The organism is Acidocella aquatica (assembly GCF_030160635.1).
GTDB classification, from domain to species: Bacteria; Pseudomonadota; Alphaproteobacteria; order Acetobacterales; family Acetobacteraceae; genus Acidocella; species Acidocella aquatica.
This window is the reverse complement of record NZ_BSOS01000012.1, coordinates 16,661-38,440: the sequence shown is the minus strand read 5'-3', so window position 1 is coordinate 38,440 and position 21,780 is coordinate 16,661. Positions and strand designations below refer to the sequence as shown.

At 60.4% G+C, this 21,780-nt stretch carries 15 protein-coding genes, 1 pseudogene and 2 riboswitches; of the genes and pseudogenes, 11 read left to right on the top strand and 5 right to left on the bottom strand.

Translation table 11 applies throughout. The annotated features are described in order from the left end of the window. Position 1 precedes the first annotated feature (1 nt). From nuoL to QQJ84_RS04210, 10 genes and pseudogenes are all read left to right on the top strand, one after another. The gene (nuoL, locus tag QQJ84_RS04255) at positions 2-1,927 is read left to right on the top strand and encodes an NADH-quinone oxidoreductase subunit L (RefSeq protein ID WP_284256839.1); all 1,926 of its coding nucleotides are present in this window, start codon (positions 2-4) and stop codon (positions 1,925-1,927) included. A 2-nt stretch (positions 1,928-1,929) separates the two neighbouring features. After that, positions 1,930-3,444: an NADH-quinone oxidoreductase subunit M gene (locus QQJ84_RS04250; protein ID WP_284256838.1), complete on the top strand. Its 1,515-nt coding sequence runs from the start codon at positions 1,930-1,932 to the stop codon at positions 3,442-3,444. Continuing rightward, positions 3,441-4,862 carry an NADH-quinone oxidoreductase subunit NuoN gene (gene nuoN, locus QQJ84_RS04245; protein ID WP_284256836.1) on the top strand — a complete coding sequence of 474 codons (1,422 nt, stop codon included), beginning with the start codon at positions 3,441-3,443 and terminating at the stop codon, positions 4,860-4,862. The genes QQJ84_RS04250 and nuoN overlap by 4 nt, the downstream gene beginning before the upstream one ends. Then, a complete protein-coding gene (locus tag QQJ84_RS04240; protein WP_284256835.1) occupies positions 4,859-5,572 on the top strand; it encodes a biotin--[acetyl-CoA-carboxylase] ligase in 714 nt (237 codons plus the stop codon). The genes nuoN and QQJ84_RS04240 overlap by 4 nt, the downstream gene beginning before the upstream one ends. 10 nt (positions 5,573-5,582) lie before the next feature. After that, complete coding sequence (locus QQJ84_RS04235; protein WP_284256834.1) at positions 5,583-6,392, top strand: type III pantothenate kinase; 810 nt, start codon at positions 5,583-5,585, stop codon at positions 6,390-6,392. Positions 6,393-6,422: 30 nt separating this feature from the next. Next, entirely contained in the window at positions 6,423-8,108 is a 1,686-nt protein-coding gene (locus QQJ84_RS04230; RefSeq protein WP_408861749.1) for a ribonuclease J, read from the top strand. Positions 8,109-8,369: 261 nt separating this feature from the next. Next, positions 8,370-9,512 carry an acyltransferase family protein gene (locus QQJ84_RS04225; RefSeq protein ID WP_284256833.1) on the top strand — a complete coding sequence of 381 codons (1,143 nt, stop codon included), beginning with the start codon at positions 8,370-8,372 and terminating at the stop codon, positions 9,510-9,512. 26 nt (positions 9,513-9,538) lie between these two features. Beyond that, on the top strand, positions 9,539-10,831 hold the full coding sequence (gene proS / locus QQJ84_RS04220; RefSeq protein ID WP_284256832.1) for a proline--tRNA ligase: 1,293 nt from the start codon (positions 9,539-9,541) through the stop codon (positions 10,829-10,831). Continuing rightward, complete coding sequence (locus QQJ84_RS04215) at positions 10,831-12,081, top strand: lipoprotein-releasing ABC transporter permease subunit (RefSeq protein ID WP_284256830.1); 1,251 nt, start codon at positions 10,831-10,833, stop codon at positions 12,079-12,081. The genes proS and QQJ84_RS04215 overlap by 1 nt, the downstream gene beginning before the upstream one ends. Beyond that, positions 12,074-12,604: pseudogene (locus QQJ84_RS04210) on the top strand (ABC transporter ATP-binding protein); the annotation flags it as partial. The gene QQJ84_RS04215 and the pseudogene QQJ84_RS04210, both read left to right, overlap by 8 nt. Positions 12,605-12,944: 340 nt before the next feature. Here QQJ84_RS04210 and metE read toward each other — a convergent pair. The 4 genes from metE to QQJ84_RS04190 all read right to left on the bottom strand — a co-directional run bounded on the left by metE (position 12,945) and on the right by QQJ84_RS04190 (position 19,098). Continuing rightward, positions 12,945-15,263: a 5-methyltetrahydropteroyltriglutamate--homocysteine S-methyltransferase gene (gene metE / locus QQJ84_RS04205; RefSeq protein ID WP_284256827.1), complete on the bottom strand. Its 2,319-nt coding sequence runs from the start codon at positions 15,261-15,263 to the stop codon at positions 12,945-12,947. Positions 15,264-15,367: 104 nt separating this feature from the next. After that, positions 15,368-15,565, bottom strand: a riboswitch (cobalamin riboswitch). Between the two features lie 205 nt (positions 15,566-15,770). Next, positions 15,771-17,612, bottom strand: a complete 1,842-nt coding sequence (gene thiC / locus QQJ84_RS04200) for a phosphomethylpyrimidine synthase ThiC (RefSeq protein WP_284256826.1) — start codon at positions 17,610-17,612, stop codon at positions 15,771-15,773. Positions 17,613-17,651: 39 nt separating this feature from the next. Further along, positions 17,652-17,771: riboswitch (TPP riboswitch) on the bottom strand. Between the two features lie 102 nt (positions 17,772-17,873). Continuing rightward, positions 17,874-18,725, bottom strand: a complete 852-nt coding sequence (locus QQJ84_RS04195) for a class III extradiol dioxygenase family protein (RefSeq protein WP_284256824.1) — start codon at positions 18,723-18,725, stop codon at positions 17,874-17,876. Beyond that, positions 18,718-19,098, bottom strand: coding sequence for a protocatechuate 4,5-dioxygenase subunit alpha (locus QQJ84_RS04190; RefSeq protein ID WP_284256823.1), 381 nt, complete (start codon positions 19,096-19,098; stop codon positions 18,718-18,720). The genes QQJ84_RS04195 and QQJ84_RS04190 overlap by 8 nt, the downstream gene beginning before the upstream one ends. 170 nt (positions 19,099-19,268) lie before the next feature. Between QQJ84_RS04190 and QQJ84_RS04185 the strand changes: the two genes are divergently transcribed. Further along, positions 19,269-20,468 (top strand): LysR family transcriptional regulator, encoded by a 1,200-nt coding sequence (locus tag QQJ84_RS04185; RefSeq protein WP_284256822.1) that lies wholly within the window; start codon positions 19,269-19,271, stop codon positions 20,466-20,468. Here the strand turns inward: QQJ84_RS04185 and QQJ84_RS04180 are convergent. Then, positions 20,409-21,665, bottom strand: coding sequence for a LysR family transcriptional regulator (locus QQJ84_RS04180; RefSeq protein ID WP_284256821.1), 1,257 nt, complete (start codon positions 21,663-21,665; stop codon positions 20,409-20,411). The two genes, QQJ84_RS04185 and QQJ84_RS04180, sit on opposite strands and share 60 nt — an antisense overlap. Between the last annotated feature and the right edge of the window lie 115 nt (positions 21,666-21,780).

Here is a 21,780-nt window from a genome sequence, read left to right as displayed (position 1 = left end):
TATGCTCACGTTAATCGCCGTTTTTGCTCCGCTCATCGGTGCCGTCCTGGCGGGCGTCGCGCGTCCGTTCATCGGCAAGCAGGCATCCATTGGTGCCAGCATTCTCTTCATGGCCGTCTCGGCCGTGGCGGGTGTGGCCTCGCTCGTCACCTTCGTGCAAGGCGGTGTGCCCGTCGCGCCGCTGCATATTGTGAGCTGGATTTCAGTCGGGAGCTTCTCGCCGGGCTGGACCCTGCGGCAGGACGCGTTGAGCCTGGTGATGGTTGCCATGGTCAGCACCGTTTCCATGCTCATCCATGTCTACAGCGCGGGCTACATGGCGCATGACAAAACCGTTCCCCGGTTTTTTGCCTATCTATCGCTCTTCACCTTCGCCATGCTGATGCTGGTGACGGCGAACAACCTGCTCCAGCTTTATTTTGGCTGGGAGGGAGTCGGTCTCGTCTCCTACCTGCTCATTGGCTACTGGTACGAGCGCCCATCGGCGAACGCCGCGGCCATCAAGGCCTTCATCGTCAACCGTGTTGGCGACCTCTCCTTTGCGGTTGGCATCGCGCTTACCTATTTCGTATTCAAGACCATCTCGTTTGACGGTATTTTCGCCGCCGTTGCCGCGCATGCGGGCGACCAATACATGCTGTTGGGCACCTCCTTCCCGGCGCTGGAGGTGGTCTGTATCCTTCTATTCATCGGCGCCATGGGCAAATCCGCGCAGATTTTCCTGCACACCTGGCTGGCTGACGCAATGGAGGGCCCCACCCCGGTCTCCGCCCTCATCCATGCGGCCACAATGGTCGCCGCCGGGGTGTTCCTGATCGCGCGTATCTCCCCGCTGCTGAACGCCGCCCCGGTGGCCATGGATTTCGTGACCATTATCGGTGCGACGACCGCGCTCTTTGCCGGCACGGTCGGCTGCCTGCAGAACGACATCAAGCGCATCATCGCCTATTCCACCTGTTCGCAGCTTGGCTACATGTTCCTGGCCGCCGGTCTCGGCGCCTATCCGGTGGCGATGTTCCACCTCATCAACCACGCCTTCTTCAAGGCGCTGTTGTTTTTGGCTGCCGGTTCGGTCATCCACGCGATGTCAGACGAACAGGACATTCGCCTCATGGGCGGCCTTGCACGCAAGCTGCCCATCACCTGGCTCGTCATGCTGGTCGGCGCCCTGGCCCTGGCCGGCATCCCGCCGTTCGCCGGCTATTACTCCAAGGACGCGATCCTGGATGCAGCCTTCGGCGCGAACACAGCCGTCGGGATGTATGGCTGGGTCTGCGGTGTTATCACCGCCGGCCTCACAGCGTTCTACATTTCGCGCCTCTTCCTGCTCACCTTTCACGGCAGTTCGCGTGCGCCAAAGCATGTGCAGGAGCATGTGCATGAAAGCCCGCTGGCCATGCTGGCGCCTCTTGTGCTGCTGGCCATCGGCGCTTTGAGCAGTGGCTTTCTGCTCAAAAACAGCTTTATCGGTGATGGTTTCGCAAGTTTCTGGGGATCAAGCATTGCTGTTCCCGCAAACGGCGTGATGAACGCTTTGGCCCACCCAACGGCGGTTGCGGAATTCTCGCCGCTCGTTGCTTCCGTGTCAGGGATATTCGTCGCCATCATTTTCTACATTCTGGTGCCGTCGCTCCCCGCGGCCCTCTCGCAAAACCTCGGTGGACTGTACCGTTTTGTTTTGAACAAATGGTATTTCGATGAGTTGTATGATGCTGTTTTCGTGAAACCGGCTTTGCGGCTTGCAAAATTCGCTTGGCATTTTGGTGATGAGCAGGTTCTCGATGGTGTACCCAACGGCCTGGCAACGCTCACGACTGATGCCTCCCTACAAACGGTCAAACTGCAAACCGGTTCGATCGCGCTGTATGCTTTCATAATGCTGATAGGCCTGCTTGCCTTCGTCAGCCTCTTCCTCTGGGTGCGATAACCATGAACCAGACCGGTTTTCCCATCCTCTCGCTCATTACGTTTTTGCCGCTGCTGGGCGTTGCCTATCTTGCCATGCTGCGTGGCGAGGCGCTTGCCGTGGCGAGCAGAGCACGTATTGGCGCCCTCGTCACAAGCCTCGCCGTCCTGGCGATTGGCATTTATCTCTGGACCGCGTTCGATCCGTCTCAGGCTGGCTTCCAGTTCGTTGAGGCGCTGCCCTGGCTTTCGGGGCTTGATGTCCAATATCGCATGGGTGTGGATGGCATCAGCCTGTTCCTCATACTGCTGACAGCCTTCCTGACCCCCATTGCCATTCTCTCAAGCTGGCCCATCACCAAACGCGTCCGCGAATTGATGATGGCATTCCTGCTGCTGGAAACAATGACGATCGGCATGTTCAGCGCGCTGGACTTTGTGGTGTTCTACATTTTCTTCGAGGCGGTGCTGCTCCCGATGTATCTCGTCATCGGCGTATGGGGCGGTGAACGGCGGATCTACGCGGCGGTCAAATTCTTCATCTTCACCCTGGCCGGTTCGCTATTCATGCTGCTGGCCCTGATCTGGCTGTGGCATAATGCCGGTACGACCGACATCGTGACATTGCTGCATACACCGATCGCGCCAGCGGCCCAGATGTGGCTGTTCGCCGCCTTCCTTGCCTCCTTCGGTGTTAAGGCCGCTGTCTGGCCGCTGCATACGTGGCTGCCCGATGCCTACGGCGAGGCGCCGATCCCCGGCACCATCATGCTTGCCGCCGTGCTTTCCAAAATGGGCGCCTATGGCTTTCTGCGCTTTGCCGTGCCCATGCTCCCGCAGGCCGCCACCGCGGCTGAACCTTTGATGTTCACGCTCGGCGTCGTCGCGGTCATCTACATCTCTTTCGTCGCCCTTGCGCAGACCGACATGAAGCGCATGATCGCCTATTCCTCGGTCGCCCACATGGGCATCATCATCATCGGCATCTTCACCTTCACGGTAGAAGGTATCGAGGGCGCGCTGTTCCAGATGCTCTCGCACGGCCTCGTCATCGCGGGTCTGTTTGTTTGCACGGGCGTGTTGCTGTCGCGCGGTGAAGCCCTCACGCTCTCGCGGCTTGGCGGCCTGGCTGCAAAAATGCCAGCCTATGCGGCGTTGCTGATGCTCTTCTCGCTGGCCAATGTCGGTCTGCCCGGCACCTCCGGCTTTGTGGGTGAAATCCTGGTCATTGTCGGCGCCATGAAGGTGAATTTCTGGGTCTCGCTGCTGGGCGCCGCCGGTATGGTGCTGGGAGCCGCCTATATGCTGGTACTGTTGCGTGCCGTGCTTTTTGGCAAAGCTCGCCCAGAGCTTGGGTCCCTGGCCGATCTTAACCCTGGCGAATACGCCATGCTGCTGCCTCTGGCTGCCATGGTGCTCTGGCTTGGAATCTACCCCGGCAGTTTCACTCATATGTTCGACGCATCGGTGAACGCCATGGTGCAGGCGCATATCGCCGCTCTCACACCCCATACGGCGCTTGCCATGGTGACCAAATGAACCCGTTGCTCCCTCCTCTCGTTCCCGGCCTGCTGCTTGGCCTGGGCGGCATGGCCCTGTTGCTTGTTGGCGTGCTCTCCAAGCGCGACAAAGCCAGCACCAGCACATATGGCGCCATCCTGCTTCTCGCTCTTGCGGCGGCTTTCTCCTTTGCAGCACCTGATGCTGTCCTCTTCGGCGGCCTGCTAAAAACCAGCCTCTTCACCCGTTATGCCGACTCAATGGTCTATCTCGGCGCCGCCGCCGCTTTGCTGTTGTCTCTCGATTACAACCGGCGTGAGGCCATGGCACGCTTCGAGTTCCCGGTCCTGGTTCTCTTCGCGGTTCTGGGCATGATCGTGATGGTCTCGGCGGCGGATCTCATGAGCCTTTATGTCGGGTTCGAGCTGCAATCACTGGCGCTTTATATTCTTGCCGCGTCAGCGCGCGATTCCCTGCGCTCAACCGAAGCGGGTCTGAAATATTTTGTTCTGGGCTCGCTCGCCTCGGGCCTGCTCATCTATGGTATTTCCCTGGTCTACGGTTTTTCGGGCACCACCAATTTTGTCTCCCTCGCAGCCATTCTCGCGAACGGCGCGGGTTATGGAATTGTCATCGGCATCGTCTTCGTCCTGGTTGGTCTTGCCTTCAAAGTCTCCGCCGCGCCCTTCCACATGTGGACACCTGATGTCTACGAGGGCTCCCCAACCCCCGTGACAGCCCTCTTCGGCACGGCTCCAAAAATCGCCACCATGGCACTGCTGCTCGCCGTCATGCTCGGGCCATTTGGCCACCTGCTCGCGCAATGGCGGATGATCATCGAAATCCTCAGCATCCTCTCGATGGCGCTGGGCGCGCTCGCCGCCATCGGCCAGAAGAACATCAAGCGGCTGCTGGCTTATTCCTCTATTGGCCATATGGGCTACGCGCTCATGGGCCTGGCTGCCGGCACGCTGGCCGGCGTACAGGCGACCCTGGTTTATCTCGCGATCTATCTCGTGATGTCCTTTGGCGCCTTCGCCTGTGTTGTCGCCATGCGCCGGAAAGGCCAGGCGGTGGAAACCATTGCCGACCTCGCCGGCCTCTCGACAGAGAATCCAGGCTTTGCCTTCGCGCTGGCAATTTTCATGTGGGCCATGGCGGGCATCCCGCCACTCTCAGGCTTCTTCGGCAAACTCTACGTCTTCTCCGCGGCCATCAATGCAGGACTTAACACTCTGGCGGTCGTCGGCGTCGTCACCAGCATCATCGGTGCCTTCTACTACCTGCGCGTCATCAAAGTGATGTATTTCGACGCCGGTACGCCAGGTTTTGACAAAACCGCCAGCGGCGTGCGCTTTGTCATGTTCGCGGGCGCGCTCGTCACCTGTCTCTTCGTCCTTATTCCCGGCCCGCTCATTGCCGCCGCCGATGCCGCCGCGAAGGCTCTTATTGGTTGATATCCTGGCGGCTTGAGACCTACGGCGAGCTAGCCTCAACCTCTGATCTTTGCACCGCTCGTGCCAAAGCGGGGGAGCCGGAGGGGCTCGCCATATTGGCGTACAAACAAACCGCGGGGCGCGGCAGCCGGGGGCGCAGCTGGCAGGCGCCTGAGGGCAACCTCAATCTGTCGATCCTGCTTCGGCCAACCCTGCCAGCCGCCTTGGCAGGCTTCTACTCCCTGCTGGCGGGTATCGTGGCCGCTGAGGCGATCGAATCGTTTTTCGCGCCCCCTACCATGCTGAAATGGCCCAACGATGTACTCCTGGGCGGCGCCAAGCTGGCCGGAGTGTTGATTGATGCCGCCCCAAGCGGTCAAAATCTTGACTGGCTGGTCATCGGCATTGGCATGAACCTGCGCTCGGCTCCACAAATCCCCGGCCGCGCCACAACCTCTCTGGCTGCCCATGGCCTCACTCTTGCGGCCCTGGATGCCGCAAACGCCATTTTATCCGGCTTCTCCCGCTGGCATGGCGCGGGCCCCGAGGCGATTAGCGATGCCTGGCTCAACCGCGCCCACCCGCTTGGCACAAAGCTTGAGATTAAATCGGCGCACGCGACCCAGACCGGCACATTCGCGGGTCTCTCGCCGGCGGGCGAATTGCTGTTGCAGAGCAATAATCGTATCCACCAGATCAGCACGGGCGATGTCATGCTGGGCCTGGCGTGAGGAGGGTAAAATGCTTCTGGTGATCGACACCGGCAATACCAACATCGTATTCGCGGTGCATAACGGCACGGAGTGGCGCGGCACCTGGCGGCTGGCAACCTCCGCGCAGCGCACCTCGGATGAATACGGCGTCTGGCTGGAAGCCCTGCTGACCCGTGCCGGAATAACCCCCCGTGAGATCACCCGCGCCGTTATCGGCACCGTGGTTCCCGCCGCCCTTTATGACCTGCGCCGTCTCTGTCGCGAGTGGTTCGATGTTGAGCCGCTGGTCGCCAATGCGAAGCTGGACTGGGGTTTTGAGATCAAGGTCGACACCCCCGACGAGGTGGGCGCCGACCGTCTGCTCAACGCGCTGGCGGCCCATAATCATTATCGCGGCCCCCTGGTGGTGGTTGATTTCGGCACGGCCACCACCTTCGATGTCGTGGATGCCGATGGCGCCTATCTCGGCGGTGCCATTTCACCCGGCATCAACCTCTCCATCGAAGCCTTGCATCAGGCCGCCGCAAGGCTGCCGCGCATCGGCATCGGCCGCCCGCAATCGGTCATTGGCCGCTCCACCATTCCGGCCATGCGCTCCGGCACTTATTGGGGGTATATCGGGTTGATCGAAGGCCTGCTCACCCGCATTGAAGGCGAATACGGCACATCGCTCAAGGCAATCGCCACTGGTGGTCTCGCCCCTTTGTTCGCCGAGGGTACCTCCAAGTTCACAGCCATCGACTCAGACCTCACACTCGACGGCCTGCGCCTGCTTTCGCTGCGCAATAACCCGCCCCCTTTGCCGCGAGACCGCGCACGGTTTATCGAGGCCGAATAACCCAAAATCTATCCAGGAGTTGTTTATCTAATGAAAAAATCCACCGGCAAATCCCCGGCGCCGGTCCGGGGCGATGCCCAGGGCGGGTTCATTTTCGTGCCCCTCGGCGGCACCGGCGAAATCGGCATGAATTTCAACCTCTATGGTTGCGATGGCGCCTGGCTGGCTGTTGACTGCGGCATGGGCTTCTCCGGCCCGGAGACCCCCGAAGCTGAAATCCTGTTGCCTGACCCAGCCTTCATTGCTGAACAGCGGGACGCTCTGCTTGGCATTGTCATCACCCACGCGCATGAGGATCATATAGGCGGTATCGCGCGGCTCTGGCCGCAATTGCGCTGCCCGATCTATGCAACCCCTTTCGCCGCCGCGATCATCCGCCGCAAACTGGCTGAGGCCGGGCTCGGCCGCGAGGTTAAACTCAAGATACTCAAGCCGGGCGCCTCGTTCGAGCTGGCCCCCTTCAGCCTCCGCTATATCCAGATGACCCATTCCACGGTGGAAGCGCAGTCTCTTGCCATCACAACCAGCTACGGCACAGTCCTGCATACCGGCGACTGGAAGCTTGACCCCGACCCGGTCGTCGGCGCCTTGTCTGACGAAGCAGGCCTAAAGGCCCTGGGAGATGCCGGCGTGCTTGCCATCATCTCTGATTCCACCAACGCGATGGTGGAGGGGCATTCCCGCTCCGAATCTGAGGTCAAACGCAGCCTCAGAGGGCTGATCGCCGACATCCCCGGTCGCATCGCCATCACCTGTTTCGCCAGCAACGTGGCGCGCGTTGCCAGCGTTATCGCCGCTGCCCAGGCGGCAGGGCGGCATATAGCCCTGGTGGGCCGCAGCCTGGGCAACTACGTCGCCGCCGCGCAGGAGGCTGGTTACCTGCAGGATGTGCCGGACTTTATCCCAGAAGAGGACATCGGCTCCATCCCCGACGAAAACCTGCTGCTCCTGGTTACAGGCAGTCAGGGCGAACCCCGTTCCGCCCTGTCGCGCATCGCCGCTGACACGCATCGCCACGCGGTGCTGGGGGAGGGCGATACCGTGATTTTCTCCTCGCGCATGATCCCGGGCAACGAGCGCGCCATCACAGCGGTGCAGGATGCGCTGGTCCGCCGAGGTGTCAACGTGATCACCGACCAGGATGAATTCACCCACGTCTCGGGCCATCCCAAACGTGACGAATTGCGTAAGCTCTACAAATTGGTGCGCCCCAAATACATCGTCCCCACTCATGGCGAATGGCGCCACCTCTCCTCCCAGGCCGCGCTTGCGGAGGAGGAGGGCCTGATACCTCTCATGATGGAAAATGGTGACGTGCTGCAATTCGCACCAGGAACACCCGCGGTCGTGGACTCTGTCCCCTCCGGCCGGCTGGTCGTGGATGGTGAGCGCGTCGTTCCACTGAAGGGGGGCGTGCTTTCCGCCCGCCGGCGCATGTTGTTCAACGGCGTTGTTATCGGCAGTTTCGCGGCCGATGCCAGCGGCAAGCTTCTCGGTACCGCCAGAATCTCCGCGCCTGGATTGCTGGATGAGGCAGATGGAATGCTCAGACTCGAAGCCGAGGCGGAGTTTTTCGATCTTCTCGAAGATCTTCCCGCCGCCATACGACGCAATGAGACCGCTTTTCTTGAGGCCGCGCGCACGGGGCTGCGGAAAATCATAGGTAAACGGTTTGGCAAACGTCCGCTTGTTGAGGCTCATTTGCTAAGAGTTTGAGAGTGAATAAAAAACACCCACAATAGAGTAAAAAAACACCAATTCGATTAATAAAACGGCAAACAAAGTTTTTAAGTCTAAAAAACTTGCAAATGAAAGGCGATTTCTTCTGGACTTATGTTTTTGTGCGACGCACTATAAGCCCAGGGTGATTTTTGGTTCTTCATCCTGCTGTGTGACTGGTGTTTCCTCCCTGACCTTGGCCCGCCGCCCTAATGGGCTGGCGGGCTTCTTTCTGTTTGTTTAGGAACTGAAACCACCATGAACCTCAAACAGGAAATCTCTGACCTGACCGTCGGCCGTGCTCTTTTGGCGGCCTGGGTCTTTACTTATCACGTTGACCTTTATCTCAACTTTTCAGCCTGGCTGGGGCCATGCGCCGGCATCGTCCGGCACGGATACCTGGGGGTTGATGGTTTCTTCATTCTCTCAGGCCTGATCCTGGCGCGCGTTCATCCGGAACTTAGCCGCGCCGGGATTCACCCGCAGCTAAGCTGGGAATCATTTGGCACTCTCCAACCGTTTCATCCCCGCGCCTGGCATTTCTGGGGCAAGCGGCTCGCCCGCATTTATCCCCTGCATTTCGTGACGATCCTTCTCTTCGCGGCAATCTTCGGGGTGGGCATCGCATTTGGCGTAACCCCGCGCGATCCGGCCCGGTTCAGCTTTCCCGCATTTCTGGAAAACATCTTCCTCCTCCAGGGCTGGGGCTTCTCCAGCCATGGCGCATGGAATTACCCTTCCTGGTCGGTCAGCGCGGAATGGGCCGGATATCTGCTGTTTCCGGTTTTATGGTATATCATCAGCTATCTTGATCCCGTTGTCTCGGTTGCCTTTATCCTCAGCAGCCTGACCGCGTTAGGACTGATTGACGTTGAATACATGCACACGCTCAATCTGGCTTTCGGTAGCGGGCTAATGCGCTTTTTTCCTGAGTTCCTAGCAGGCATTGCCGCGGCCCGTATCGTCCCCAATTACGCCGATTTCCTGCCGGCCCGAGTTCTGGCGGTTCTGGCCGTTGCGCTTATTCTTATATTTACCTCGCTTGGCTCCGATGTACTCACCGTTGCGGCGCTCTGGCTGCTGTTATTCAGCCTGACCATGCAAGCGGATGCCGAGCGCCCGCCGCTGATCGGCCATATCCAGTGGTTGCGTTGGCTTGGGCTCCTTTCCTACGCGTTTTACATGAGTTTTGCCCTGGCCGAATTGCTGCTTGCGCAATTCTTCAGGCATCAGGGGTGGACGCCGGCCAGCCACAGCCTCTTCTTCGCCGCGGGCATGCTGGCCATCACTTTTGCCGTCGCCGTTGTCCTGCATTCCACAGTCGAGGTTCCGTGCCGCCGTGCGGCCGACCGCTGGCTCGATACCCCCACCTCGCCTTTACTGCCGATCCGCTCTAAATAGCCCTCGCTCACACCATAAGGTTCTTCATGCGTCTCTCTCAAAGCCTGATCCCCACACTCAAAGAAACCCCCGCCGAAGCGCAGATCGCCTCGCACCGGCTCATGCTGCGCGCGGGCCTGGTCCGCCAGATGGCTTCGGGCATCTACGCCTGGCTACCGGCCGGCCTGCGGGTGCTCAATAAAATCTCCGCGATCGTGCGTGAGGAACAGGCCGCCGCCGGTGCCCAGGAACTTCTGATGCCGACCATCCAGAGCGCCGATCTCTGGCGCGAGAGCGGGCGATACGAAGCCTATGGGAAGGAAATGCTGCGCATTACCGACCGTCATGAGCGCGACCTCCTCTACGGCCCGACCAATGAGGAAATGATCACCTCGATTATGCGCGAGAGTGTGAAAAGCTATCGCGAGCTGCCGCAGAACCTCTACCATATCCAGTGGAAGTTCCGTGACGAGGTTCGCCCCCGCTTTGGCGTGCTGCGCGGCCGCGAATTCCTCATGAAGGACGGCTACGGCTTCGACCTGGATTACGCGGGTGCGCTGCTCACCTATAAAAAAATGATGCTGGCCTACATGCGCACTTTCCAGCGCATCGGCATCACCGCCATCCCCATGCGTGCCGACACCGGCCAGATCGGCGGCGACCTCTCCCACGAATTCCACATCCTCGCCCCCACCGGCGAGAGCGGCGTGTTCTACGATGCCACCTTTGAAGCAGGCGATCCTGCGGCGGCGGCCGATGTGGAGACCTTCTACGAACAGATGACCACGATCTACGCCGCGACTGACGAAAAACACGATCTCGCCGCCTGGGAGAAAATCCCGGACGAACGCAGGCGCGAGGGCAGGGGGATTGAGGTCGGCCAGATTTTCTACTTCGGTAAAAAATATTCCGAATCCATGAATTTCACTGTTACCGGCCATGACGGCACAAAAATCTTCCCCGAAATGGGCAGCTACGGCATCGGCGTCTCGCGTCTCGCCGGAGCCATTATCGAGGCCCGCCATGACGAAGCCGGCATCATCTGGCCGGACGCCATCGCCCCCTTCCGCGCCGCCATCCTCAATCTGCGCCAGGGTGACGCCGCCACTGATAAAATCTGCAACGAACTCCACGAGAAGCTTGGCGCCGATTGCCTCTATGATGACCGCGAGGAACGCGCCGGGGCCAAATTCGCCGAGGCCGACCTTATGGGCCACCCGTGGCAGATCATCGCCGGCCCGCGCGGCGCCGCGAACGGTCAGGTCGAGCTCAAGCGCCGCGCCACCGGTGAACGTTTGGAATTGTCGGTTGCGGACGCCCTAGCGAAAGTCATGTCCTGATGTTCAACGCCTTCGAGCGAAAAGTCGCGGCCCGTTATCTGCGCGCCCGCCGTGGTGAGCGGTTCGTCTCCGTCATCGCGATTTTTTCGCTCGTCGGCATCGCCCTTGGGGTTGCCACGCTCATCATCGTCATGAGCGTGATGAACGGCTTCCGCCAGGAACTGCTCTCCCAAATCCTTGGCCTGAACGGTGACATCGGCGTCTACAGCGCCGGCGCGCCGCTCACGGGCTATGACGATATATCCGCGAAAATCCGCACCATCCCCGGCGTCACCGCGGCCTTTCCCGTCGTCCAGGGCGAGGTTCTCTTCTCCGGCCCACAGGGCGGCACCGCAGGCGGCATCGCCCGTGGCATCACGCCCGATGGCCTCGCCGCCCTGCCCACCGTCGCCAAACATATTATCGCGGGCAGCCTCTCAGACCTCACGGGCGACGGCACAATCGCCATCGGCGGCGGGCTTGCCAACCAGTTTGGCATTACCGTTGGCCAGAGCATCACCCTTATCATGCCGCAGGGCAAAGCCACCATCATCGGCACCATCCCCAGCATCCAGAGCTTCCGCGTTGTCGCCATCTTTCAGACAGGCATGCAGCAATATGACTCCAGCTTTGTGTTCCTGCCGCTGGGCGCTGCGCAAACCTTGTTCCAGCACCCCGGCGCCGCCACGCAAATTCAGGTCTTCGTGCAAGACCCAGACCACGACAGCGCGATTAAACAGGCCATCGTCAATGCGTTGCCCAACTTGCCGCTCAATATCCAGGACTGGCGCCAAAACAACGACTCCTTCCTTGCCGCCGTCACGGTCGAGGGGAATGTGATGTTTCTCATCCTCACCCTCATCATCATTGTCGCGGCGTTCAACGTCATCTCCTCGCTCATCATGATGGTGAAGGATAAAGCCCGCGACATCGCCATCCTGCGCACCATGGGCGCAACATCGGGCGGCATAATGCGCATCTTCCTCATGTGCGGCGCCTCGGTCGGCATTCTTGGCACACTCATAGGTTTTGGCATCGGTGTGGTTTTTTGCGCCTACATCGAGCAGATCAAGGAGTTCGTCTCCAAAATCACCGGTACCCCGTTGTTTGATCCCACAGTCTATTACCTGGAATCCCTGCCCGCGAAGCTGGACGGGCACCAGGTCACGGAAGTCATCCTGATGTCCTTTGCCCTTTCCATCCTCGCCACCATCTACCCCAGTTGGCGCGCCGCACGGATCGACCCGATCGAGGCGCTGCGCAGTGAGTGATTTTCTGCTCCATCTCCAGGCCATCAACCGCACTTATAAAACAGGTGCCGAATCGCTCACCATTCTTGATGGTGCTGAATTATTTCTCAACCGTGGAGAAATTGTCGCCCTCGTCGCGCCATCCGGTTCCGGAAAATCTACCTTGCTGCATCTGGCGGGCCTATTAGAAAAACCTGACGGCGGCGCGGTCATCATTAACGGTCAGAATTCCGGCAAACTCTCCGATGACGCACGGACAAATATCCGTCTGCGCACAATAGGAATCGTCTACCAGTTCCATCATCTGCTGGCGGAATTCACCGCGTTGGAAAACATTTCACTGCCGCAGATGATTGCGGGCAGGTCCCAGACGCAAGCAAACAATCGTTCCATGGAATTGTTAAAAAAATTCGGCCTGGCAGAGCGTGCGCAACATCTGCCGGGCAAGCTCTCGGGCGGCGAACAGCAGCGTGTCGCCATCGCCCGCGCCCTGGCCAACAGCCCCGCGCTCCTGCTCGCCGATGAGCCGACTGGTAACCTTGATGTTCATACGGCCAATATCGTCTTCGAGGAATTGCTGCACATTGTCCGCTCGGAAAATGTTGCGGCCCTCATCGCGACCCACAATCCCGATCTGGCTCAGCGCATGGACCGCCAGTTAACCCTGCGTGACGGAAAACTGGTGCCGACGCTTCCAGCGCCACAGATACAGACATAAACTCCGTCGTCTTAACGGTCAGCCGTTGATCCCAGCCAAGCGCCGCCGTTTGGTCAGCTACCCGAAGCGTCCTGGAATCTCGAGAGACTCAAATTCACATGCGGGCTGCGTCAGAATTTTTTCCTGATGCAGCCCGCACGGATGAATATGTCTTCGCTTGTATTTTTTAAATGCGCGCAGCTAACGCCGCCGCCACCATATTTTCTATGGCCAACCGCACCTCTGGCCATTTGCGTGTCTTTAGGCCGCAATCGGGGTTTACCCAGAGTTGGTCCGCGGGCAAACGGGCCGCTGCGGCTTTAAGAAGTGTTGTCATTTCCAGGACTTCCGGCACACGGGGTGAATGGATGTCATAAACTCCAGGCCCAATTTCGGCGGGATATTGATAGCCGGAAAAGGCGTCGAGCAACTCCATCTTCGAGCGCGCGGTTTCAATGGAGATAACATCGGCATCCATTGCGGCGATTGAGGAGATAATGTCGTTGAACTCCGAATAGCACATATGGGTGTGAATCTGCGTTGCATCACCGACACCGGAGGCAGCAATGCGGAAACACTCAACCGCCCAGCCGAGATAATTCCGCCATTCGTCACGGCGCAGCGGCAGTCCTTCGCGCAGGGCGGCTTCGTCGATCTGGATGATCGATGCCCCGGCGGCTTCCAGATCGGCCACCTCGTCGCGGATGGCGAAGGCAATCTGACGGCATGTCTCGGAGCGGGGCTGGTCATCGCGCACGAACGACCAGTTTAGAATTGTAACAGGCCCTGTAAGCATCCCTTTCACTGGGCGATTCGTGAGAGATTGCGCATAGCGCCACCACTCGACCGTCATTGGTTTTGGCCGCGCGACATCGCCGAAGATAATCGGCGGGCGCACATAGCGCGAGCCGTAGGATTGCACCCAGGCGTGCTTGGTGAAAATGAAACCCGAAAGCTGCTCGCCAAAATATTGCACCATGTCGTTGCGCTCGAATTCACCGTGCACGAGCACGTCTAGCCCCACGTCTTCCTGCCAGCGCACCGCCCGTAGGGTTTCCTCACGTAAAAATTGTTCATAGACGGCATCGGCGATAATGCCATTGCCATGTTCGGCGCGCGCTTTACGCACTTCTGGCGTCTGCGGGAACGACCCGATGGTTGTGGTCGGATAGGGCGGTAGGTTCAGTTTTTGTTTTTGAAGTTCCCGCCGTATCTGAAATGGCGAGGCCCGCCGCGCCAGGGATGGATCAACGTGAGCGGTGCGTGTTTTGACCGCGGAATCATTGATTTTTCCTGATGTACGGCGCGATGCAACGGCGCGGCTGGAGTCATCGAGAATGTTTCGAACACTTTCGCGCCCTTCATTCAACGCCCTTCTCAGTATACTTAGTTCTTTGATTTTTTGCACGGCGAAGGCCAGCCAGTTTTTTATGTCTGGGTCGAGTTCGGTCTCGCGCTCCAGGTCGATTGGCGTGTGCAGCAACGAGCATGAGGGGGCCAGGATTATCCGGCGCCCTGCATGCACCACCGGCTCGATACGGTCCAAAATTTCATTCAGATCGGCCTTCCACACATTGCGCCCGTCAATCACGCCAAGCGACAGCACAAGATCAGGCCGTGCCCCGGCGAGAACCGCGGCGAGTTGCTCAGGAGCACGGATCAGATCGATATGCAAACCATGCACCGGCAGCGCCAAAACGGTCGCCAGGTTATCCCCCAGCGCGCCAAAATAGGTGGTCAACATCACCCGTAGTTGCGGTTCGGCGGCTACCAGGACATCATAAGCGTGCATGAAGGCGGCCTGCGCCGCATCGGGCAGATCCAGCACCAGACAGGGTTCGTCAATTTGTACCCATTGCGCCCCCGCGCGCACCAGCGATTGCAGAACCTCGCGATAAACCGGCAACAGGCGCGCCAGCAGACTGAGCGGATCAAACTTGTTGCCGGTATTTTTGCCCAGCAATAAATAACTGACAGGCCCAAGCAGAACCGGACGTGTCTCAATACCCAGAGCCTTGGCTTCGAGGTACTCATTCAGCGCTTTTGTTGACGCCAGGCGGAAATTTTGATCGGCGGCGAACTCCGGCACCAGATAATGATAATTAGTGTCGAACCATTTGGTCATCTCTGCCGCCGGCGCGCCATGTCCGGTGTGGGCATGGCCATGGGTGCAGCTCTCTTCAGCAGCGCCGCCTTGCGCCCCGCGCGCCATGGCAAAATAGGTTTCCAGCCCGGCCTGCCCGCCTTTCCAGCCGTAGATTTCCGGGATAACGCCAACCATCGCGCTGGTATCCAGCACATGGTCGTAGAGCGAGAAATCATTCGAGGGAATGATCTCAGCCCCAAGCTCGCGCTGTTGCTTCCAGGCTGTGGCGCGCAATGCCGACGCCGTCGCGAGCAGTGCGGATTCGGGAGTTTTTCCGGCCCAATAATTTTCAAGAGCGGTTTTCAGCTCGCGTTTAGGGCCAATGCGGGGAAAGCCGAGCGTGGCGACGGTAACAGTCATGAAAGCCTCTGGTTCTGGGTTGTGGTGAGGCTTGCGGCAGGCGCACAGAGCCGCACGCAAAATCTTGCGTGAGAAAACTGCGACCAGACCGGGCACCCCGCCGGGGGACGTTATGTGCCGGGGCAGGTCTCCTGACTCACGGGTCACCGCAACCGCCTCGTCTTCCCAGGATTTTCATCCCAGTGACATGTAGGGCAGCCACTCACCGTTCACAGTTGCGGGGGCAGCGCCGGTATCACACCGGCTTCCCTCTTAGCCTCACGCTGTGGGCAGCATGAGGAACCACGACGAGGCGCAATAGGCTCTGCCCGCAAGCGTTTGTCAAGAATTATTTTGAAAGATATAAACATATCTTTATATTAGCATTTCATGTGAACGATATGTCTGATGCTTTGACGGCTCTGGCTGACCCAAGCCGGGCAGGAATCCCCGCCCGGCTCCGCGCAATCGTGAGGCGGATTGGTGGTCTCGTACAAATGAGCAAAACCAGCTGCGGATGCGGGTGGTTTATCCGGCGTCTGAATTTTCAAGCGCGGTCGCGGCGGCCGGCACATAAAGCTGGTTGCCGGCTTCCTTGAACAGGGTTTTCTGCGTTTCCAGCCCTGCAAGGCGATCAGCCTCCTCGCGAATATCGTGGCTGATTTTCATGGAGCAGAATTTTGGTCCGCACATGGAGCAGAAATGCGCGGTCTTATGCGCCTCTTTCGGCAGGGTTTCGTCGTGGAAGCTGCGCGCCGTGTCCGGGTCCAGGCTGAGGTTGAACTGGTCCTCCCAGCGGAACTCAAACCGGGCGCGTGAGATTGCATCATCGCGCAGCCGCGCCAAGGGGTGCCCCTTTGCCAAATCCGCCGCGTGGGCGGTGAGTTTATATGTGATGACGCCGGTTTTCACATCCTCCCGGTTGGGCAGGCCAAGATGCTCTTTCGGCGTAACGTAGCAGAGCATGGCGGTGCCAAACCAACCGATCATGGCGGCGCCGATGGCCGAGGTGATATGGTCATAGCCTGGCGCGATGTCGGTGGTTAGCGGCCCCAATGTATAAAAGGGCGCTTCGCCGCAGGCCGCCAACTGCTTATCCATGTTTGCCTTGATCTTGTGCATCGGCACATGGCCGGGGCCTTCGATCATTACCTGGCAGCCTTTGGCCCAGGCGGTTTTCGTCAGTTCGCCCAGGGTTTCCAGCTCCGCGAACTGCGCCGCGTCATTGGCATCGGCGTTGGAGCCGGGGCGCAAGCCATCACCCAATGAGAACGATACATCGTATTTGCGCATGATGTCGCAGATGTCGCCAAAATGCTCATAGAGAAAACTCTCGCGGTGATGCGAGAGGCACCAATGCGCCATGATGGAGCCGCCGCGCGAGACAATGCCGGTGACCCGCTTGGCGGTGAGCGGGATGTAGCCCAGCCGCACGCCGGCATGGATGGTGAAATAATCCACGCCCTGCTCAGCCTGCTCGATCAGCGTGTCCTTGAACACTTCCCAATCAAGTTTGCTTGCATCACCACCAACTTTTTCCAGCGCCTGGTAAATCGGCACGGTGCCGATCGGCACCGGCGAATTGCGCAGGATCCAGCTGCGGATATTGTGGATGTTGCGCCCGGTGGAGAGGTCCATCACCGTATCCGCGCCCCAGCGGATCGCCCAGACCAGTTTCTCCACCTCCTCGGCGGCGCTGGATGTCAACGCGGAGTTGCCGATATTGGCGTTGATTTTCACCAGAAATTTGCGCCCGATAATGACAGGCTCCAGCTCGGGGTGATTGATGTTGGCCGGAATGATGGCACGGCCCGCGGCGATTTCCGAGCGGACGAATTCCGGTGTGACAAATTCCGGAATCGCCGCGCCAAAATCCTCACCATCAGCCCGCAGGCCCGCTGCATGCTCATGCGCGGCGCCGCGCCCCAGGTTTTCCCGGTGCGCCACGTAGATCATCTCCTCGGTGATGATCCCGGCGCGGGCGAATTCATATTGCGTGACCATCTGGCCATCCCGCGCGGCACGAATCTCGTGCGGCGCCGGGCAGAGGGGCACGAGCCGGTCAATGGGCGTAAAACCATTGTCCTCGGGTTTAACCTCCCGCCCAGCGGTAGCCGTATAGCCGCGTCCGGCAATCCATCCGGCGCGTGGTTTGGGCAGGCCGGCGTCCAGGTTAATCCGCGCGGCCTCCTCGGTGTAGGGGCCGGAGGTGTCGTAGAGCCGTAACGGCGGCTCATTGGCCGTGGGGTGCAGCGCGATCTCGCGGAACGGCACCAGAATATCCGGCCGCCCATCCGGCGCGGAATAGATTTTGCTCGAGCCGATAATCGGCCCGGTGGTCACGGAATGCAGCTTCTGTTGAATGGTCACGCGCTAAGCCCTCCAAAAAACAGAGAGCGGGTGCAAAGACATACTGCCAATTCCCGTCCCTCCGCCGGTATGATCCGGATCAGGTTCAAAGGGTTTATCGCGGCAGGTTGCCCCAAAGCGACGTCTCAGTTCCTTCACGGAACACCCCTCGGTAGGGCCAGGACACTACGTTATGGCGGAGCTGTCAAATCCCGTGCTTCGGGCGGCAATGAACCTGAGTGGAGACGCGCCGGGAAATGGCAAGATGCGGGTGGGCGGCGCTCAGCTGCGGGGAACCCCCACTTGCTCCAAAACCTGCAGCGCGGAGGCCGTGTTGGAAATCGGGATGTGATAGTTGCGCAGGACTTCGCGTGCCACGCCTTGAACAATGCCGCGCCCGGTTATCCAGTTGAGGATTTCAGCGCCTTGGCTACCGGCAAGCTCGACGATCGCATGGGTTGTGTAGCCGGTCAGTTTTTCTGGCTGGTTGATCAGCGCATTGAGGCATAGGGCATCGAACTGCGGGTTGATGAAGCCGGCGCGTTCGCCTTCGAGTTGGTGCGAGAGACCGCCCGAGGAGATCACCAGGACTTTCAGCGCCGGGGCGTAGGCCTCGATCGCGCGGCCGATGGATTGGCCGAATTTCAGGCAGCGCGCGGGGGAGGGCAGCGGGTGCTGGACCGTGTTCACCGCGACAGGCACGATTTTGACGGGCGGCGGGCCTTCGGGCCAGAGCAGTTGCAGCGGGATGGTGACGGCGTGATCGACCAGCATTTCCTGGCAGGTGGTGACGTCGAATTCATCCTGCACCACGCCTTCGATGATTGCCCAGGACAGTGCCGGGTCGCCCTCCAGCGGGGGAACGGTCGGGATGCCCCAGCCTTCGTCCTCGGAAATATAGACCTGCGCCGCGCCGATGGCGAAGGTTGGCATTTTGTCGAGAAAGAAGTTGAGGCCGTGGTCGTTGTAGACCACCACGACGACGTCTGGCGGGTTGTTGGCGAGCCATTCGCGGGTGGGGATGAAGCCATCAAAAAACGGCTTCCAATATGGGTCATGCTGTAAGTTTTTGGCTATGGCGCCGCCGATGCCGGGAATATGGGAGGTGGCGACGCTGCCGATTATTTTAGACATTGGACAATCTCCCGGTGTTAACATCAGCATTGAAGCGCGCGTAGCCGTTCAGCTTGGCCTTGAATTCTTCCACCGTGACGCCGGTCTGCTGGGCGCCAAGATCCTGCACATTGAGGTGAAAGATGCCGGCGAATTTGGCGAGGTAATAAACATTGCCGCCAGCCGCGATGAGGGCGGCGACGGAACGGCTGCGGATCGCGGCCTTCTGTTCACCGGTCATCTCGAATTTGTCGCAATAGGAGTCTTCATCGGCGAGAAACGCGGCGCGGTTGGCGGCGTTGTTGAGGGAGAAGCACATTTTGTTGAGTGCGTATCCCTTCATGGCAAATTCACCGGTGAAAACCGGCGTTCCGGGTATTGGCGCGGTTGTCATTCTTTGTTCCGTGTCGCTTGGCCACCCGTATCCGGCTCATCCGGCGGGTGCTTCCCCCCTGGGAAGTGGTGAGGCGGACCTAACCAGAGCCAGTGGCCGGGATGGTAGCGCGAAGCCGGTGTTTTGTTATAAGTATTAGGTATAGATTAATTTATGGCCGGGGAGACGGGGTGGTTCCAGAACTCAAATTGCGTCAGCTCCGCGCGGCGCTTGCGGTTGCCGGGGCTGGCAGCGCGTTGAAGGCGGCCGGGGAGGTGAAATTATCGGCGCCGGCGGTGCTGGGGGCGGTCTCCGCGCTGGAGACGGCGCTGGGGACGGCGTTATTTGAACGCACGCCACGCGGCATGGTTCCTAACCCCGCGGGGGTGTTGTTTTGCCGGCGGATCGAGGCGGGGCTGGGGCAGCTGCGCGCGGCGGAGGCGGAGATTGCGCCGCACCGGCGCTTTGCCGGACGTATCAGCCATGTGCATTTGCGCGCGCTGCTGGTGCTGTTGGAGAGCGATGGGTTTTCCACTGCGGCGCGCCGCCTGGGGCTTTCGCAGCCGGCGCTGCATCGCACGGCGCGCGAGTTGGAGGCGCTGGTTGGCTGCACGCTTTGGCGGCGGCAAGGGCGCGTGATCCACCCAACACCGGAGGCGGTGCGGCTGGGGTATCGCGCCGGGCTGCTGCTGAGCGAGTTGCGTATGGGGGTGGATGAGCTTGGGGAGTTGGCGGGGCGGATGACGGGGCGGCTGTGCGTGGGGGCGCTGCCGCTGGCGCGGTCCAAATGGTTGCCGCATGCGCTGGCGTTGACCTTGGCGCGTTATCCGATGGCTGAGGTGAGCATCATGGATGGCCCCTACGAGGAGCAGCTTGATGCACTGCTGCGGGGCAGGTTGGATGTGATTCTGGGGACGTTGCGCTTACCCGCCCCCTCGCCGGATATTGTGCAGGAGAGGCTGTTTGAGGACTCACTGTCGATCGTGGTGCGCGCGGGGCATCCGTTGGCGGTGGGGTTTGATAGTGCGCGCGATAAATTGCGGCGGGGGGAGCTGGCGGAGCTGTCCTGGATATTACCGCCGAAGGGGACGCCGGCGCGGGAGAATTTTGCGGCGTTCATGGCGGGCAAGGGGGTGGCGCCGCCGCCACGCGTAGTGGAATGCAACTCGCTGGTGGCCATTCGCGCTTTGCTGCTGGAGACGGATCATGCCGCGGTTTTGTCAGCGCGGCAGGTTGAATACGAGCTGGGGCTGGGGCATTTGAAAATCATGGGGCCGCCGCTGACAGGCTCAGCACAGCCGGTTGGTATCGCGACCCGTGCCGGGTTCCGGTCAACCCGGCTGTGCGGGGCGTTCCTCGAGACGGTTCGTACCGTTGCCGCCAGCCTCTAAATCTTCATCCACGATCTTGGCGATGCAGTCGATGAAGGCGGCCTGGACGCGTGTTGGTTTCCAGTTGTCGCGGAAGGTCAGGCCGATGGGGCGGCTGCTGCCGGGGATGGGTTGCGGCAGGACGGCCAGTTGGCCGGAGAGGAGTTCATAGCGGATTTGGCTGAGTGAGAGGATGGCGGCGCGGTTGCTCTGCAGCAGCAGCCCCCGGGCGGCGACCAGTGAGCTGCATTCGATCACCCGGGAGGGAGCGGCGAGGCCGCCAGCGGTGAAAAAATTTGTGAAATGTGCGCGGGCGGGCGTGCCCTCGCGCGGAACGATCCACTCCAGCGCGGCGAGATTTTCCAGGCTCGGGGTGGGCGCGGAGAGAATCGGGTGTCCGGCGCGCACGGCGATGCGCAGGTGTTCGGAAAAATAGGCGTCCTGGTGGATGTCGGCGGCTGGGGCCGGCGCGCGCAAGGCGCCGATGATGAGGTCGAGCTCGCCGTGGCGCAGGCCGTGCAGGAGTTCGCCGTAGGGGCCATCAATGATGCGGAGCCGGACGTCGGGGAATTGCGCCAGCAGGCGGGTGGCGGCGGTGGGGAGCAGATGGGTGCGGGCCAGAGGGAGACAGCCGATGTTCAGCCGGCCATCCATGAAGCCGAGGGATTCGCGAACTTCGTCCATGCCTTGCCGGATTTCGGCAAAGGCGAGACCGGCGGCGCGGGCGAGGGCGCGGGCCTCGTGCGTGGGGTCCAGCCCGTGCGGGGTGCGCAGGAACAAAGGTTGGCCGCAGAGGGCTTCCAGGTCACGGATGGCGCGGTGGATGCTCTGTTGCGCCAGCCCCAGGGCGCGGGCGGAGGTGCTGAAGCCGCGGTTCTCCACCACGGCGATGAGCGCGCGCAATTGAACCGTGGTGGCAAGCCGGTGCAGGGCGGGAGGCGGGGAGAATGCCCGCTCGCCGGTTTTCAGCCAGTCCAGCGCGCGGGAGATGCGGGCTGCGAACTGGCGCCCGGCCGGGGTGGGGGCCATGCCGTTGCTGGCACGTTCGAACAGAGGGTTGCCGAGGGTGGCTTCCAGCTTGGCGATGGCTTGCGTGACGGCGGGTTGGGAGAGGTGGATGGCGTGTGCGGCCTGACCGATGCTGCCGCGCTGAGCGACCGCGGCGGTTGCGAATAAATGCCGGAGGTTGGGAATACGAGCCGGATCCGGGCGTGCCATATGGTCACCCTACAGCAAAAATTTATGACTGGCGATAGCATTCGAATGAGCGGATTTGCCGGGGCAGGTGTAGATTGCCCGCAATCAAATCTGAAATAAGGGACGCCGAGGCGCC

What these genes read in the sequence shown, in the direction of transcription:
- QQJ84_RS04215 (WP_284256830.1), top strand. Translation starts at nt 10,831, where the DNA reads ATGTTCAACGCCTTCGAGCGAAAAGTCGCGGCCCGTTATCTGCGCGCC.
- nuoN (WP_284256836.1), top strand. Translation starts at nt 3,441, where the DNA reads ATGAACCCGTTGCTCCCTCCTCTCGTTCCCGGCCTGCTGCTTGGCCTG.
- QQJ84_RS04195 (WP_284256824.1), bottom strand. Translation starts at nt 18,725, where the DNA reads ATGTCTAAAATAATCGGCAGCGTCGCCACCTCCCATATTCCCGGCATC.
- QQJ84_RS04250 (WP_284256838.1), top strand. Translation starts at nt 1,930, where the DNA reads ATGAACCAGACCGGTTTTCCCATCCTCTCGCTCATTACGTTTTTGCCG.
- QQJ84_RS04225 (WP_284256833.1), top strand. Translation starts at nt 8,370, where the DNA reads ATGAACCTCAAACAGGAAATCTCTGACCTGACCGTCGGCCGTGCTCTT.
- proS (WP_284256832.1), top strand. Translation starts at nt 9,539, where the DNA reads ATGCGTCTCTCTCAAAGCCTGATCCCCACACTCAAAGAAACCCCCGCC.
- QQJ84_RS04180 (WP_284256821.1), bottom strand. Translation starts at nt 21,665, where the DNA reads ATGGCACGCCCGGATCCGGCTCGTATTCCCAACCTCCGGCATTTATTC.
- QQJ84_RS04230 (WP_408861749.1), top strand. Translation starts at nt 6,423, where the DNA reads ATGAAAAAATCCACCGGCAAATCCCCGGCGCCGGTCCGGGGCGATGCC.
- QQJ84_RS04190 (WP_284256823.1), bottom strand. Translation starts at nt 19,098, where the DNA reads ATGACAACCGCGCCAATACCCGGAACGCCGGTTTTCACCGGTGAATTT.
- QQJ84_RS04235 (WP_284256834.1), top strand. Translation starts at nt 5,583, where the DNA reads ATGCTTCTGGTGATCGACACCGGCAATACCAACATCGTATTCGCGGTG.
- metE (WP_284256827.1), bottom strand. Translation starts at nt 15,263, where the DNA reads ATGACTGTTACCGTCGCCACGCTCGGCTTTCCCCGCATTGGCCCTAAA.
- nuoL (WP_284256839.1), top strand. Translation starts at nt 2, where the DNA reads ATGCTCACGTTAATCGCCGTTTTTGCTCCGCTCATCGGTGCCGTCCTG.